This is a genomic window from Intestinirhabdus alba, from assembly GCF_009711095.1.
GTDB lineage: Bacteria > Pseudomonadota > Gammaproteobacteria > Enterobacterales > Enterobacteriaceae > Intestinirhabdus > Intestinirhabdus alba.
In genome coordinates, this window is record NZ_WMJZ01000005.1 from 19481 (window position 1) to 35299 (window position 15819).

The 15819-nt window shown below is 59.1% G+C and carries 12 protein-coding genes; 8 read left to right on the plus strand and 4 right to left on the minus strand.

Annotated elements, in window-relative coordinates; genetic code table 11:
• The first annotated feature begins 26 nt into the window (after positions 1-26).
• On the plus strand, positions 27-3806 hold the full coding sequence (gene yhdP / locus GJV78_RS05030; RefSeq protein WP_167519381.1) for an AsmA2 domain-containing protein YhdP: 3780 nt from the start codon (positions 27-29) through the stop codon (positions 3804-3806).
• Between the two features lie 280 nt (positions 3807-4086).
• A complete protein-coding gene (gene tldD, locus GJV78_RS05035) occupies positions 4087-5532 on the plus strand; it encodes a metalloprotease TldD (RefSeq protein WP_155107297.1) in 1446 nt (481 codons plus the stop codon).
• 24 nt (positions 5533-5556) lie between these two features.
• Here tldD and aaeR read toward each other — a convergent pair whose 3' ends face one another.
• The gene (gene aaeR, locus GJV78_RS05040) at positions 5557-6522 is read right to left on the minus strand and encodes an HTH-type transcriptional activator AaeR (RefSeq protein ID WP_155107298.1); all 966 of its coding nucleotides are present in this window, start codon (positions 6520-6522) and stop codon (positions 5557-5559) included.
• Positions 6523-7088: 566 nt separating this feature from the next.
• Between aaeR and aaeX the strand changes: the two genes are divergently transcribed.
• From aaeX to GJV78_RS05065, 5 genes are all read left to right on the plus strand, one after another.
• Positions 7089-7292, plus strand: coding sequence for a p-hydroxybenzoic acid efflux pump operon protein AaeX (aaeX, locus tag GJV78_RS05045; protein ID WP_155107299.1), 204 nt, complete (start codon positions 7089-7091; stop codon positions 7290-7292).
• Positions 7293-7299: 7 nt separating this feature from the next.
• Entirely contained in the window at positions 7300-8232 is a 933-nt protein-coding gene (aaeA, locus tag GJV78_RS05050; RefSeq protein WP_167519382.1) for a p-hydroxybenzoic acid efflux pump subunit AaeA, read from the plus strand.
• Positions 8233-8237: 5 nt separating this feature from the next.
• The gene (gene aaeB / locus GJV78_RS05055) at positions 8238-10205 is read left to right on the plus strand and encodes a p-hydroxybenzoic acid efflux pump subunit AaeB (RefSeq protein WP_155107300.1); all 1968 of its coding nucleotides are present in this window, start codon (positions 8238-8240) and stop codon (positions 10203-10205) included.
• A gap of 90 nt (positions 10206-10295) precedes the next feature.
• Positions 10296-11744, plus strand: coding sequence for an NAD-dependent succinate-semialdehyde dehydrogenase (locus tag GJV78_RS05060; protein ID WP_155107301.1), 1449 nt, complete (start codon positions 10296-10298; stop codon positions 11742-11744).
• A gap of 30 nt (positions 11745-11774) precedes the next feature.
• Positions 11775-12092 (plus strand): barstar family protein, encoded by a 318-nt coding sequence (locus GJV78_RS05065; protein WP_155107302.1) that lies wholly within the window; start codon positions 11775-11777, stop codon positions 12090-12092.
• Between the two features lie 10 nt (positions 12093-12102).
• On the opposite strand, the gene yhcN is transcribed toward GJV78_RS05065, so the two are convergent.
• Both yhcN and argR read right to left on the minus strand, forming a co-directional pair.
• Complete coding sequence (gene yhcN, locus GJV78_RS05070; RefSeq protein WP_155107303.1) at positions 12103-12366, minus strand: peroxide/acid stress response protein YhcN; 264 nt, start codon at positions 12364-12366, stop codon at positions 12103-12105.
• 374 nt (positions 12367-12740) lie between these two features.
• On the minus strand, positions 12741-13211 hold the full coding sequence (gene argR / locus GJV78_RS05075; protein ID WP_155107304.1) for a transcriptional regulator ArgR: 471 nt from the start codon (positions 13209-13211) through the stop codon (positions 12741-12743).
• A gap of 414 nt (positions 13212-13625) precedes the next feature.
• Between argR and mdh the strand changes: the two genes are divergently transcribed.
• On the plus strand, positions 13626-14564 hold the full coding sequence (gene mdh, locus GJV78_RS05080; RefSeq protein ID WP_155107305.1) for a malate dehydrogenase: 939 nt from the start codon (positions 13626-13628) through the stop codon (positions 14562-14564).
• A 92-nt stretch (positions 14565-14656) separates the two neighbouring features.
• Here mdh and degS read toward each other — a convergent pair whose 3' ends face one another.
• Positions 14657-15724 carry an outer membrane-stress sensor serine endopeptidase DegS gene (gene degS / locus GJV78_RS05085; RefSeq protein WP_155107306.1) on the minus strand — a complete coding sequence of 356 codons (1068 nt, stop codon included), beginning with the start codon at positions 15722-15724 and terminating at the stop codon, positions 14657-14659.
• Positions 15725-15819 lie beyond the last annotated feature (95 nt).

Sequence of the window (15819 nt, forward strand, 5' to 3'; positions counted from 1 at the left end):
CGTTATTGGCAGACAAGGAGAGAGGCGTGAGGCGATTGCCGGGGTTTTTACTGCTCACTGGAGCCGCACTCGTCGTCATCGCGGCGTTGCTGGTCAGCGGCCTGCGCCTGGCTCTGCCCCATCTCGACGACTGGCGGCCGGCGATCCTTGGCAAAATTGCGTCCACCACCGGCATTCCGGTCTCCGCCAGCCGGCTTACCGCCAGCTGGCAAAATTTCGGTCCCACCCTGGAAGCCCGCGACGTTCACGCCGGGCTGAAGGACGGCGGCCAACTCTCCGTTAAGCGCGTCACCCTGGCGCTGGACGTCTGGCAAAGCCTGCTGCACATGCGCTGGCAGTTCCGCGATCTCACTTTCTGGCAGCTCAATTTTCGTACCAACACTCCCTTCCGGCAACGCGATGGTAAGGGGATGGAGGCCGATCGGCTCAGCGATCTGTTCCTGCGCCAGTTCGACCACTTCGATCTGCGGGACAGCCAGATCGGCTTTCTGACGCCGTCGGGCCAGCACGCCGAGCTGGCGATCCCGCAGCTGACGTGGCTTAACGATAAAAACCGCCATCGCGCCGAGGGACAGGTCAGCCTCTCCAGCCTGACCGGCCAGCACGGGGTGATGCTGGTGCGGATGGATCTGCGTGACGATGACGGGCTGCTGAACAACGGCCGGGTCTGGCTGCAGGCCGACGATATCGACGTGAAGCCGTGGCTGGGCAAATGGATGCAGGATAACGTGGCGCTGCAGACCGCGCGCTTTAGCCTCGAAGGCTGGATGACCCTCGCTAAAGGTGAGATTTCCGGCGGCGACGTCTGGCTGAAGCAGGGCGGTGCCAGCTGGCAGGGCGAAAAGGGCGAGCACGCGCTGTCGGTGGATAACCTGACGGCGCACGTCAGCCGCGAGCGGCCCGGCTGGCAGTTTTCCATTCCTGATACCCGCATTACCATGGACGGCAAGCGCTGGCCGAGCGGAGCCCTGAACCTGGCCTGGCTACCCGGACAGGCCGGTGACGGCGATGAGCTGCGCGTTCGTGCCAGCAATCTTGAGCTGTCGGGCCTTAAAGGGCTACGGCCGATAGCGGCAAAAATCTCCCCTGCGCTGGGCGACATCTGGCGCGCCACCCAGCCGAAGGGCAAGATAGACCGGCTGGCGCTGGATATTCCGCTGCAGGCGACCGAAAAAACGCGCTTTCAGGCGAGCTGGCGCGATCTGGCCTGGAAGCAGTGGAAGCTGCTACCGGGAGTGGAGCACTTTTCTGGCACCCTGTCCGGCAGCGTGGAGAACGGCGCGCTGACCGCCTCCATGACGCAGGCGAAAATGCCTTACGAGACGGTGTTCCGCGCGCCGCTTGAAATTGAGAACGGCGTGGCGAGGCTGAGCTGGCTGAAGAATGAGCAGGGCTTCCAGCTGGACGGCCACAATATTGACGTCAGGGCGAAGGCGGTGCATGCGCGCGGCGGTTTTCGCTACCTGCAGCCCGCAGAGGGCGAGCCGTGGCTGGGCATTCTGGCGGGCATCAGCACCGACGACGGCTCGCAGGCCTGGCGCTACTTTCCGCATAACCTGATGGGCAAAGCGCTGGTGGACTACCTCAGCGGCGCGATTCAGGGCGGCACCGCCGATGACGCCACCCTGGTGTACGGCGGCAACCCCCGCTTGTTCCCCTATAAGCATAACGAGGGGCAGTTTGAGGTGCGGGTGCCGCTGCGTAACGCGACCTTTGCCTTTCAGCCCGGCTGGCCGGCGCTGACGGGCCTGAACATTGAGCTGGATTTCCTGAACGACGGCCTGTGGATGAAGACGGACGGGGTCAGCCTGGGCGGCGTTAAGGCGAGCCATCTGACGGCGGCCATTCCCGATTACGCGAAAGAAAAGCTGCTGATCGATGCCGATATCCGCGGGCCGGGAAGCGCGGTCGGCCCCTATTTTGACGCCACGCCGCTGAAGGAGTCGCTCGGTGCCACCCTGGCCCAGCTGCAGCTTGATGGTGATGTAAGCGCTCGCTTACATCTCGACATTCCGCTGGATGGCAGGCAGGTAACGGCGAAAGGCGACGTTTCGCTGCATAACAACGCCTTATTTATTAAACCGCTCGACAGCACGCTGAAGAACCTGAGCGGTAAATTCAGCTTTATTAACGGCAACCTTACCAGCGGGCCGCTGACCGCGCGCTGGTTTAATCAGCCGCTGAGCGTCAATTTCACTACCCGTGAAGGGCCAAAGGCTATGCAGGTGGCGGTCAACCTTAAGGGTGACTGGCAGCCCGCCCGCACCGGCGTACTGCCTGCGGGGCTTAACGATGCCGTCAGCGGCAGCGCGGCCTGGCGCGGCCGGGTGGGGATCGATCTGCCGTATCATTCTGGCCTGACCTATCGCGTTGAGCTGGACGGCGATCTGAAAAATGTAAGTAGCCGCTTACCTTCACCATTGCGCAAGCCGGCGGGGCAGCCGCTGCCGGTTAATCTGCAGGTGGACGGCGATCTGCACGGCTTTTCCCTGAGCGGCAAGGCTGGCGAAGGCGAGCGGTTTAACAGCCGCTGGCTGCTTAATCATCGGCTGACTCTGGAGCGGGCAATCTGGAACACCAGCGGCACCACGCTTCCCCCGCTACCGGAACAGGCGGGGGTGGAGCTTAATCTGCCTGCGATAGACGGTGCCGAATGGCTGGCGCTGTTCCGCAAGGGCATGACGGAAAAAGTGAACAGCCCGGCGACGTTTCCGCAGCGCATTACCCTACGCACGCCCGCGCTGGCGCTGGGTGGACAGCGGTGGAACAATCTGCGCATCGCTTCACAGCCCGTGCCGGGAGGCACCCGGATCGCCGCACAGGGGCGAGAGATCGACGCTACGCTGGCGCTGCGCGACCATGGGCCGTGGCTGGCAAATATTCACTATCTCTATTACAACCCCGGCACGGCGAAACGCAGAGCCAATGCCTCCGCCGCGTCGCCGTTTGCCGCCGATGGCGGGATAAGCTTTCGCGGCTGGCCCGATCTGCAGCTTCGCTGTGAGGCGTGCTGGCTGTGGGGGCAAAAGTATGGCCGCATCGCCGGTGATATTGCTATTCAGGGCGATACCCTGACGCTGAACAACGCCCTGCTGGACACCGGTTTCGCAAGGCTGACCGCGGAGGGCGTCTGGGTTAATGCCCCCGGTCGGGAGCGTACCGCTCTGAAGGGCAGGCTGCAGGGTGATAAGATAGACGCCGCCGCCGGCTTCTTCGGAGTTCCGACGCCGATCCGCGATGCTTCATTTCACGTCGATTACGATCTCCACTGGCGCAACCCGCCGTGGCAGCCGGACGAAGCCTCGCTCAACGGCATCATCCGTACCCGGCTGGGGAAAGGTGAGATTACCGATCTGAACACCGGCCATGCCGGGCAGCTGCTGCGGCTGATAAGCTTCGACGCGCTGCTGCGCAAACTGCGCTTTGACTTTAGCGATACCTTTGGCGACGGCTTTTATTTTGACTCTATTCACAGCAATGCGTGGATTAAAGACGGCGTGCTGCATACTGACGATACGTTAGTGGACGGGCTGGAGGCGGATATCGCCATGAAGGGATCGGTAAACCTGGTGCGCCGCGAGCTGAAGGTGGAGGCGGTGGTGGCACCGGAAATTTCCGCAACGGTGGGGGTGGCGGCGGGGTTTGCGGTCAACCCTATTGTCGGTGCCGCCGTGTTTGCCGCCAGCAAGGTGCTGGGGCCGCTGTGGAGCAAGGTGTCAATTTTGCGCTATCGCATAACGGGGCCGATTGATAAACCGCAGATCAATGAGGTCCTGCGCCAGCCGCGCAAAGAAAGCCAGCAATGATTTGACGGAGACGGGGAATTGCCCCACTCTCAGTGAATACGCTCGTCACGCTTCATGCAGCAGATAATCTGGCCTTGCCTGCGGGGGCTGGCGCGGTGGCGGTACGGGCTGAAATCGCTCCTCCTGCCCGGCGGCGACAGGCTGGATAATGAGATATCGCCGTGTTCTTTCCCGGCGGGCCGTTCAACTTCGTGATAATGAACGTGTCGCCGCCTGAATTATTGAGAGTTAAGATCTTTTTACCGCTGTAGCGCAGCGGCAACTAACGAGTAGCAAAACGATGAGTCTGAACCTGGTAAGTGAACAATTGCTAACGGCGAACGGCCTGAACCATCAGGATCTGTTCGCCATTCTTGGCCAGCTGGCCGAACGCCGCCTTGACTATGGCGATCTCTATTTTCAGTCGAGCTATCACGAATCCTGGGTGTTAGAAGACCGCATCATTAAGGACGGCTCTTACAATATCGACCAGGGCGTCGGCGTTCGCGCCGTCAGCGGAGAGAAGACCGGCTTTGCCTACGCCGACCGGATAAGCCTGCAGGCCCTGGAGCAGAGTGCCCAGGCCGCGCGCACCATCGTGCGCGACAGCGGCGACGGCCGGGTGAAAACCCTGGGTGCGGTGGAGCATCAGGCGCTGTATACCGCCGTCGATCCGCTGCAGAGCATGAGCCGCGAAGAGAAGCTCGATATTCTCAGGCGGGTAGATAAGGTCGCCCGGGAAGCCGACAGGCGCGTTCAGGAAGTAACCGCCAGCCTTACCGGCGTTTATGAGCTGATCCTCGTTGCGGCAACGGACGGCACCCTGGCGGCGGACGTGCGCCCGCTGGTGCGCCTGTCGGTCAGCGTGCAGGTCGAGGAGGAGGGCAAGCGCGAGCGCGGTGCCAGCGGCGGCGGTGGACGCTTTGGCTATGACTGGTTTCTTGCCGACCTTAACGGCGAAGTGCGCGCCGACGCCTGGGCGAAAGAGGCGGTGCGCATGGCCCTGGTAAACCTCTCTGCGGTCGCCGCGCCGGCGGGAACGCTGCCGGTAGTGCTGGGGGCGGGCTGGCCGGGCGTGCTGCTGCATGAGGCGGTAGGCCACGGCCTGGAGGGAGATTTTAACCGTCGCGGCACCTCGGTGTTCAGCGGCCAGGTCGGCGAGCTTGTCGCTTCTGAGCTGTGTACGGTGGTTGATGACGGCACGATGGCCGATCGGCGCGGCTCCGTGGCGATCGATGACGAAGGCACGCCGGGACAGTACAACGTGCTGATCGAAAACGGCGTTCTGAAGGGCTATATGCAGGACAAGCTGAACGCCCGCCTGATGGGCGTTGCGCCGACCGGCAACGGCCGCCGCGAATCCTATGCCCACCTGCCGATGCCGCGCATGACCAACACCTACATGCTGCCGGGGAAATCCACGCCGCAGGAAATTATTGAGTCCGTGGAGTTTGGTATCTATGCGCCGAACTTCGGCGGTGGCCAGGTGGACATCACCTCCGGAAAGTTTGTCTTTTCCACGTCGGAAGCCTACCTGATCGAAAACGGCAGGGTGACGAAGCCGGTGAAGGGGGCGACCCTTATTGGCTCCGGGATCGAAGCGATGCAGCAGATCTCTATGGTTGGTAACGATCTGCAGCTGGATAACGGCGTGGGCGTTTGCGGCAAAGAGGGGCAGAGCCTGCCGGTCGGCGTCGGCCAGCCGACCCTGAAGGTGGATAGCCTGACGGTGGGCGGCACCGCGTAATTTCCCGTTCGCCGGATAAGTGATTTATCCGGCAGAATCGTTAGCGTCACGCCTGCGGGCGTGGCGCTCTTTTCCTCTGCCATACATCCCCTGAAACAGCTGCGCGACGTCGACGAAATACTCCGTCAGCGCGTTAATCATCACCTGCACCTTGAGCGGCAGCTTATCTTTTTCGGTATACAGTGCGTAAACCGGGCGCGGATCGGACTGATAGCGGGGCAGCAGGATCTCCAGTTCGTCGCGATTGATCTCGTTGATCACCCACATCAGCGGCACGTAGGCGACGCCGGCACCGGCCGTCAGCCAGCGGCTGAGGGTCATCGGATCGTTGGTGACGAATCTGCCCTGCGGGATCAGGCGGGTGGAGATCCCCTCCGGGGCGATCAGCTCAAACTCATTGTCCGGGCGGACGCTGTACTCCAGCCAGGAGTGGTTGCTGAGATCGGCAGGCTTTTCCGGCACGCCGTACTGGGCGAGATAGCTTTTGGCGGCGCAAATGACCATCGGCATTGCCCCCAGACGGCGGGAAAAGAGGCTGGAGTCGCGCAGGGCACCAACCCGAATCACCAGATCCAGGCCGTCGGCGATCAGATCCGGGGCCGGAATGCCGGTGACGAGATTAATCGACAGGCCGGGATACTCCTTCAGCATGCTGGCGGTCAGCCCGGCGAGGACATTTTGCGCCATGGTTGAAGAGCAGCCGATGCGCAGCGTGCCGATCGGGGTATTGTTAAAGGCATAAAGCTGTTCATGGACGTCCTGCACCTCGCGCAGCATTCGGCGGCAGCCCTGGTAATAGATTTTACCGGCTTCGGTAAGACCGAGGCTGCGGGTGCTGCGGTTCAGCAGCTTAACCTGCAGCTCGTTCTCCAGCCTGGCCACGGTCTGGCTGATGGCGGAGACGCTCATCTGCAGCTGCCTGGCGGCGGCGGTAAAAGAGCCCAGCTCCACCACCCTGGCGAAGACCGACATACGTTTTAATCGTTCCATTATTCACTCTGGCTTAAAAGTGATTTAGATCACACATTGTAGATAACTCCCTGACAGTTACGCTAATATACCCGTCATACTTCAAGTTGCATGTGCGTTGGCTTTATTCGGCCCGGGGGCCTCACCCTGAAGGGCCGCCGCCAGCGGCGTTCAAATCAGCTTAGCTGATTTGTTCTCGCTCACCCCGGTCACTTACTCCAGTAAGCTCCCGGGGACTAATGAGAGACATCCTTGTCTCTCACCAGAGGCAACCTGCGGCTGTTCAAATTCGTTCCTGACGAATTTGTCACTGCGTCGCCGCCTTCCTGCAACTCGAATTATTTAGGGTATACACCGGCTGTTTCCCGCAATTGCGCGCGGCCTGACGGGCATTCTGGCGAACAGACTTTACGTTCTGCGCGCTGTTCTGCATCGACGCCATCGCCTGGGACGCTCTCGATCAATTGCGGGACACAGCCTATATTCAAATCATGGCCGTGTCGCTCTCGCCTGGCTCTCTTTGCCCTTTTCTGCGGCGGCATCGGCTGAAGGTTGTCGCCTGCACTCTCTTAAAAATCAAGGTCAACATGAGTCTGTTTCCCGTTATCGTGGTGTTTGGGCTTTCCTTCCCACCGATATTTTTTGAGCTGCTGCTGTCTCTGGCGGTTTTTTGGCTGGTGCGCCGGGTGCTGGTGCCAACCGGCATCTATGATTTTGTCTGGCATCCGGCTCTGTTCAATACCGCGCTGTACTGCTGTCTCTTTTATCTGATATCGCGTCTGTTCGTTTGAGGTTGAAGTGAAAACGCTAACAAAAAAAATCTCCCGTACGGCCATCACCCTTGTACTGGTCATCCTGGCCTTTATCGCGATTTTCCGCGCCTGGGTCTACTACACCGAGTCGCCCTGGACGCGCGACGCGCGCTTCAGCGCCGACGTGGTGGCTATCGCTCCCGATGTCGCCGGCCTTATCACCCGCGTAAACGTGCATGATAATCAGCGGGTAAAAAAAGATCAGGTGCTATTTACCATCGACCAGCCGCGCTACCAGAAGGCGCTCGAAGAGGCGGAAGCCGACGTTGCTTACTACCAGGCGCTGGCGCAGGAAAAACGCCGGGAGGCCGGGCGGCGTAACCGTCTGGGTGTACAGGCGATGTCCCGCGAAGAGATAGACCAGGCCAATAACGTTCTGCAGACCGTTCTGCATCAGCTGGCGAAAGCCCAGGCTACCCGGGACCTGGCGAAGCTGGACCTGGAGCGAACCGTGATCCGTGCCCCCGCCGACGGCTGGGTGACCAACCTGAACGTGTACGCCGGTGAATTTATTACCCGCGGCTCGACGGCGGTGGCGCTGGTTAAACAAAATTCGTTCTACGTGCAGGCCTATATGGAAGAGACCAAGCTGGAAGGGGTGCGCCCCGGCTACCGCGCGGAGATCACGCCCCTTGGCAGCAACCGCGTGCTGAAGGGCACCGTCGACAGCGTCGCGGCGGGCGTAACCAACGCCAGCAGCACCCGCGACGCGAAAGGGATGGCGACCATCGACTCCAACCTGGAGTGGGTGCGCCTGGCCCAGCGCGTGCCGGTGCGCATTCGTCTGGACGAGCAGTATGGCAACCTGTGGCCGGCGGGCACAACCGCGACGGTGGTGATTACCGGTAAACAGGATCGCGACCAGAACCAGGACTCCTTCTTCCGTAAATTAGCGCATCGCCTGCGCGAGTTTGGTTAAACGCCATGGGCATTTTTACCATTGAAAGCCGCCACCTGCGCTTTGCGATCAAGCTGGCCAGCGCCATCGTGCTGGCGCTGTTCGTTGGCTTTCACTTTCAGCTTGAGACCCCGCGCTGGGCGGTGCTGACCGCGGCGATTGTCGCCGCCGGGCCGGCCTTCGCCGCCGGAGGAGAGCCCTGGTCCGGGGCGATCCGCTACCGGGGGATGCTGCGAATAGCCGGCACCTTTATCGGCTGTATCGCCGCGCTGATTATCATCACCTCGATGATCCGCGCCCCGCTGCTGATGGTGCTGGTATGCTGCATCTGGGCCGGCTTCTGTACCTGGGTCTCCTCGCTGGTGCGGGTAGAGAACTCTTACGCATGGGGGCTTTCCGGCTATACCGCCTTAATTATCGTCATCACTATCCAGACCGAACCGCTGCTGACCCCGCAGTTCGCCGTCGAACGCTGTAGTGAGATTGTGCTCGGCATCGTCTGCGCCATTATGGCGGATCTTCTGTTTTCTCCCCGCTCCATCAAGCGCGAGGTGGATCGCGAGCTGGACAGCCTGCTGGTCGCCCAATATCAGCTGATGCAGCTCTGTATTAAGCACGGCGACAGCGAGGAGGTGGACAGCGCCTGGGGCGCTTTGGTGCGGCGTACCACCGCGCTGGAGGGGATGCGCAGCAACCTGAATATGGAGTCGTCCCGCTGGGCGCGTGCCAACCGGCGGCTGAAGGCGCTCAATACGCTGTCGCTGACGCTGATTACGCAGTCCTGTGAAACATATCTGATACAGAACACGCGCCCGGAGCTTATCACCGGAACCTACCGGGAACTGTTCGCCGCGCCGGTGGAGACCGTGCAGGATGTGCATACCCAGCTTAAGCGGTTGCGCCGGGCCATCGCCTGGACCGGCGAGCGCGAAACGCCGGTCACCATCTATACCTGGGTGGGGGCGGCGACGCGCTATCTGCTGCTGAAGCGCGGGGTGGTGAGCAACGCGAAGATCGGTGCCGCTGAGGAAGAGATACTGCGGGGAGAGCCGGTGGTGAAAGTGGAATCCGCCGAGCGCCACCACGCGATGGTCAACTTCTGGCGCACCACGCTATCCTGCGTGCTGGGCACCCTGTTCTGGCTGTGGACCGGCTGGACGTCCGGCAGCGGCGCGATGGTGATGATTGCGGTGGTCACCTCGTTGGCGATGCGGCTACCTAACCCGCGGATGGTGGCTATTGACTTTATATACGGCACCCTGGCGGCGCTGCCGCTGGGGGCGTTTCTGTTTCTGGTGGTTATTCCGGGAACCCAGCAGAGTATGCTGCTGCTGTGCCTGAGCATGGCGGTGCTGGGCTTCTTTATCGGTATTGAGGTGCAGAAGCGGCGGCTGGGCTCAATGGGGGCGCTGGCCAGCACCATCAACATTATCGTGCTGGATAACCCGATGACCTTTCACTTCAGCCAGTTCCTTGACAGCGCGCTGGGGCAGATCGTCGGCTGCGTGCTGGCGTTTATGGTTATTATGGTGGTGCGGGATAATTCGCGCGACCGCACCGGGCGCGTGTTGCTCAACCAGTTTGTCTCCGCCGCCGTTTCGGCAATGACCACCAACGCGGCCCGGCGCGGCGAGAATCACCTTCCCGCCCTTTACCAGCAGCTGTTTTTGCTGATGAATAAATTTCCCGGCGATCTGCCGAAGTTTCGCCTGGCTCTGACCATGATTATTGCCCATCAGCGGCTGCGTGATGCGCCGATACCGGTCAACGACGATCTCTCCGCCTTTCACCGCCAGCTGCGGCGTACCGCCGATCGGGTGATTTCCGCCGGCAGCGACGATAAGCGCCGGCGCGACTTCGCCCGGCTGCTCGATGAGCTGGATATCTATCAGCAAAAGCTGCGCGTCTGGGAGGCACCCGCGCAGGTGACGGAGCCAGTGAAGCGGCTGGCCGAGATGCTACATAAGTATCAGCACGCCCTGACCATCAGCTAAGCCCCAATAACCGACGCCGAAAGCGTCGGTTTTTTTATGGCTATACTTACCCGTTGTGCGCTAATCAGAACACCGGGAGGAGAAAACAACATGCAAACGCACCAGAATAATGAACTTTTTCAGACGGGGTATCTGGTAGACGGCATCTGGAAGACGCTGGACAGCACGTTTGACGTCGTGAATCCTGCTACCGGCGAGGTGATTGCCAGCGTGGCGAAAGCGGGCAGAGAGCAGACCGAAGAGGCGATTGCCGCCGCGGCGAAGGCGTTTCCCGGCTGGCGGGCGCAAACCGCGAAGGCGCGCTCGGCCATTCTCTACCGCTGGTATACGTTGATTATTGAACATAAACGCGAGCTGGCGCGCCTGATGACCCGTGAACAGGGCAAACCCCTGAAGGAGTCGGAAGGCGAAGTGGAATATGCTGCCAGCTTTATTCAGTGGTTTGCTGAAGAGGCTAAACGAGCCAACGGCGAGATTATACCGCCGGTTAAGCCGGGGTCGCGTATTCTGGCAACGCGCGAGCCGATTGGCGTGGTGGCGGCGATTACGCCGTGGAATTTCCCGATGGCGATGCTGACCCGCAAATTAGGCCCGGCGCTGGCGGCGGGCTGTACCGGGGTGATTAAGCCCGCCAATAACACGCCGCTCAGCGCTTTCGCGCTGCTGACGCTTGCGAAGAGGGCCGGAGTTCCGGACGGCGTGCTTAACGCGGTGGCGGGCAATACGGCTGAAATCAGCGAGGCCATTATGGCCAGCCCCGTGGTGCGTAAGATCTCCTTTACCGGCTCGACCTCAGTCGGCAAAACGCTGGTGCGTAACGCCGCTGAAACCCTGAAAAAAGTGTCAATGGAGCTGGGGGGCAACGCGCCCTACATTGTTTTTGACGATGCGGATATTGACGCCGCCGTGGCCGGAGCCGTCGCCAATAAATTCCGCAACGCGGGCCAGGTATGCGTCAGCGTTAACCGCTTCTATATTCATGAGGCGATCTACGACACCTTTACCCACCGGCTGGCCGAGGCCGTTGCGGCCCTGAAGGTGGGCAACGGTATGGACGATGGCGTAACGGTGGGGCCGCTGATTAATGCTGCGGCACTGGAGAAGGTGCGCGAGCACGTTGAAGACGCCGTCGCCAAAGGGGCGAAGGTGCTGACGGGCGGCGCGCCTCACGCGCTGGGAGGCAACTTCTGGCAGCCCACCGTGCTGGGGGACTGTAGCGACGGCATGAAGCTGGCCGGCGAGGAGACCTTCGGCCCGGTAGCCGCCTGCTTCCGCTTCACCAGCGAAGAGGAGGTGATTACCCGGGCCAACAATACGCCTTACGGGCTGGCCGCCTACTTCTATACACAAAACCTGCAGCGCCTCTTTCGCGTCTCCGCCGCTATTGAAAGCGGAATGGTGGGTATTAACGAATGCGCGGTTTCCACGGAGCTGGGGCCCTTTGGCGGCGTAAAAGAGTCAGGGCTGGGGCGTGAGGGATCGGTGCTGGGGCTGGAAGAGTATCTGCAGGTAAAAACGCTGCATATAGGCGGTCTGTAGTCCGACCGACGCTGGAGATGGTGGCGACAAATGAAAATTTATAGGTTTGATTTTAGCGGTATTAAGGATCAGTACGATTTTTATCAGCAGTTTATGCGGACGTTTGGCCTGGAAAAAGAGGCGATCAACGATCTCGACGCCCTCTGGGAGACGGTGATGAGCGACGCGCTGCCGTTACCGCTGGAAATCGAGTTTGTGCATCTTCCTGAGAAGCTGCGCAGGCGCTACGGGGCGCTTATTCTGCTGTTTGATGAGGCGGAAGAGGAGCTGGAGGGGCGACTGCGCTTTAACATTCGCCACCAGGAAATAAAAAAGCCCCCGGCAGTTGGAGGCAAGTCGTCAGAATAGACGACGAGGGTTACTTATAAAGCTCCGCGGTGGCGTGCCAGTTATCGCCGCTGCGGGCCTCAGTAATCTGATAGGCGGAAGCGCCATGCTCTTCCGCTTTTTTATTTAACATTTCATGCATCTCGGTAGGAGAGGAGCCGATAGCGTTAACGGAAACGGCACCGATGGACTGACGGTTTTGCGCTTGTTCTGCGTTAATGGCTTCCGCGGCGAAAGCGCCAAAAGAGAGAACGGAAAGTACGCTTAACGCTGCAACAGATGTTTTAATTTTCATGTTTTTTACCTCGTCGAATGCTTTTATCAGGGGTCTGCATTTCGTGACCCCCATCACAGAAAGAAGTATACGCTAATAACGTGATAAATTAATACCCTGCTAATTGTTTCATATGTTGTTAAGTGATGAGATGCGCGTTTTTTTATAACCTCAGGAAATTAAAAACGCAGATACTTTAGACGGTAAGTTATATTTACATTAAAATTCAGCGGGTTATAAAAGTTGTCGTTTTGTGCGTTTATTTGTTTTATTGGTGTAAATGTTAATGATGTGAGTGGTTTTAACGCACAAAATGTTAAATGAAAAGTGCCTGGTAGTGGAGTCAGGAGAGTGCCGGGAGCGATAAATTTCCGCCGCAGGCGCGGCGGAGGGGCTTACAGTTCCTGTTCGAATAGCTCCAGAATGGCTTCATAAAGATCCTGGACGCTAAAGCCCCGGGCGGGGGTGGTAAAGATAGTGTCGTCACCGGCGATGGTGCCGAGAATGCCTTCCGCTTTACCCAGCGAGTCCAGCAGGCGGGCAATCAGCTGGGCGGCCCCGGGGCTGGTATGGATGACGACCACCGCGTCGTTAAAGTCGATATCCAGCACCAGGTTTTTTAGCGGGCTGGAGGTGGTCGGCACGCCTAGCTCTGCCGGGAGGCAGTAGACCATCTCCATTTTTGCGTTGCGGGTGCGCACCGCGCCAAATTTGGTCAACATGCGTGAGACTTTGGACTGGTTGATGTTGTCAAAGCCCTGCTCCTGCAATGCGAGCACGATCTCGCCCTGGGAGCTAAATTTTTCTTCTTTAAGCAGCGCTTTAAACGCCTTAACTAATTCTTCTTGCTTGGCCGAACTTCGCATAAGTCACCCGTAATAAGTGGATGGAAACAACATTATTATGCATACAGATGAATTTTTATGCAAATTGTCCGCCAGGGCGGAGGCTGAAATAATGTTATGAAAGGGCGAAATTTTATCAAATATTCTTATAAAGAAACATGCCTGCGTCACGGGGTATAAATGGAACAAAAAGTAAATTAATTGTTATAAAATTGCTGTTGTTTTTGATGGGTGTCAGGGTATATTGTCTTAACCTGTTGAGCGTTGCCCGGCTGTGCAGGCGGCTTTGGATTACGAAAATTAAATGCATAAAAGCTAAAATCGCGCGACCCCACATTCCTGACGCGCGAAGATTGTTTTCATTGAATTTGTAGATTAAGGTCGCGGCCGCGGAGCAACAAACACTTAGCTTATCAATATAATAAGGAGTTTAGAATGAAAGTCGCAGTCCTCGGCGCTGCCGGCGGTATCGGTCAGGCGCTGGCACTACTGTTAAAGACCCAACTGCCTTCAGGTTCAGAACTCTCCCTGTATGACATCGCTCCAGTGACTCCCGGCGTGGCCGTCGATCTGAGCCATATCCCAACGGCTGTAAAAATTAAAGGTTTTTCCGGAGAAGACGCGACCCCGGCCCTTGAAGGGGCTGACGTGGTATTGATCTCCGCTGGCGTGGCGCGTAAGCCGGGTATGGATCGTTCCGATCTGTTTAACGTCAACGCCGGTATCGTGAAGAATCTGGTGCAGCAGGTTGCCGCAACCTGCCCGAAAGCCTGCGTTGGCATTATCACCAATCCGGTGAACACGACCGTAGCGATTGCTGCGGAGGTGCTGAAAAAGGCGGGCGTTTACGATAAGAATAAGCTGTTTGGCGTGACCACGCTGGACATCATCCGCTCCAACACCTTTGTGGCGGAACTGAAGGGCAAGCAGCCGAATGAGATCGAGGTGCCGGTTATCGGCGGCCATTCCGGCGTGACCATCCTGCCGCTGCTGTCACAGATCCCCGGCGTCAGCTTCAGCGAGCAGGAAGTGGCGGATCTGACAAAACGTATTCAGAATGCGGGCACGGAAGTGGTTGAAGCGAAGGCCGGCGGCGGGTCCGCAACCCTCTCAATGGGGCAGGCGGCGGCCCGCTTTGGCCTCTCGCTGGTTCGCGCGCTGCAGGGCGAAAAAGAGGTTGTCGAATGCGCCTACGTTGAAGGTGACGGTGAGCACGCGCGCTTCTTCTCTCAGCCGCTGCTGCTGGGCAAAAACGGCGTTGAAGCGCGTCGTCCCATCGGTAAGCTGAGCGCATTCGAACAAAATGCGCTGGAAGGGATGCTCGATACGCTGAAAAAAGATATCACTCTGGGCGAAACGTTCGTTAATCAGTAAGCGAGCCTGCGCCAGTAAAAAACCGGAGCCTGTGTACTGGCTCCGGTTTTTTTGTGCCGCCCGCTGACGGACGGGGGGTATCCCGCGAAGCGCTAGCGGGTGGCCGGATATTCCAGAATGGTGACGTGCAGCGTCAGCCGTTTGTCATCGCGCATGACCACGACCGGAATCACCGATCCCGGGCGGATTTCCGCCACCTGGTCCATCGTCTCCAGCGCGGAGACGGCGGGTTTGTTATTTACGGAAACAATCAGATCGTTAACCTGAATGCCCGCTCGCGCCGCCGGGCCGTCCGGCGTCACTTCGTTGACCACAATGCCCTGAATCTGATCGATGCCGCCGCTCTGGGCGTGCAGCGGGGCGATCTCCCGGCCGCCGATGCCGATATAGCCGCGGATCACGCGGCCATCGCGGATCAGTTTATCCATAATCTTGGTCGCCAGCTGGAAGGGAATGGCAAAGCCGATCCCTTCCGGCGTCTCGCCGTCGTTACTTTTATCAAAGGAGAGGGTATTGATGCCGATCAGCTCGCCCAGCGAGTTTACCAGCGCGCCGCCGGAGTTGCCGTGGTTGATGGAGGCGTCCGTCTGCAGAAAGTTTTGTCGGCCGGTTGGGTTCAGGCCGATGCGGCCGGTGGCGCTGATGATCCCCTGGGTGATGGTCTGCCCAAGGTTGTACGGGTTGCCGATAGCCAGCACCACGTCGCCAATGTGCGGGGTGCGCTTAATGTTGATTGGAATGGTTGGCAGCCCGCCGGTGGCGTTGATCTTTAATACCGCAAGATCGGTAAGCGTATCAGAACCCACCAGCAGCGCCTCAAATACGCGGCCGTCCTGTAGCGCGACGATAATCTGGTCGGCGTCGTTGATCACGTGCTTGTTGGTAATGATATAGCCGCGCTGATCCATAATGACGCCGGAGCCCAGCGTGCGGATCTCCAACTGGTTGCGCGCGGTGCTGTTTAAACTGCGGTTATAGACGTTGACGACGGCCGGCGCGGCGCGGCGAACCGCGAAGTTATAGCTGGCCGGCGTCTCATCGGTGCTATCGTACTGCGGTACGGAAAGGGTGTTTATTTTGCGCAGCGAGGGTATGGCGGCCAGCAGAATGGCACCGACAATCAAACCAATCGCAACCGAACGTAAAAGTTTCACAAACATGATGGAGACGTCATTAAAAGAGGAAACCACAGCAGCATATCATGAGTTAACCGGACATCACACGCGAGGCTGACGCCCGGTCCAGGATTTCAGGC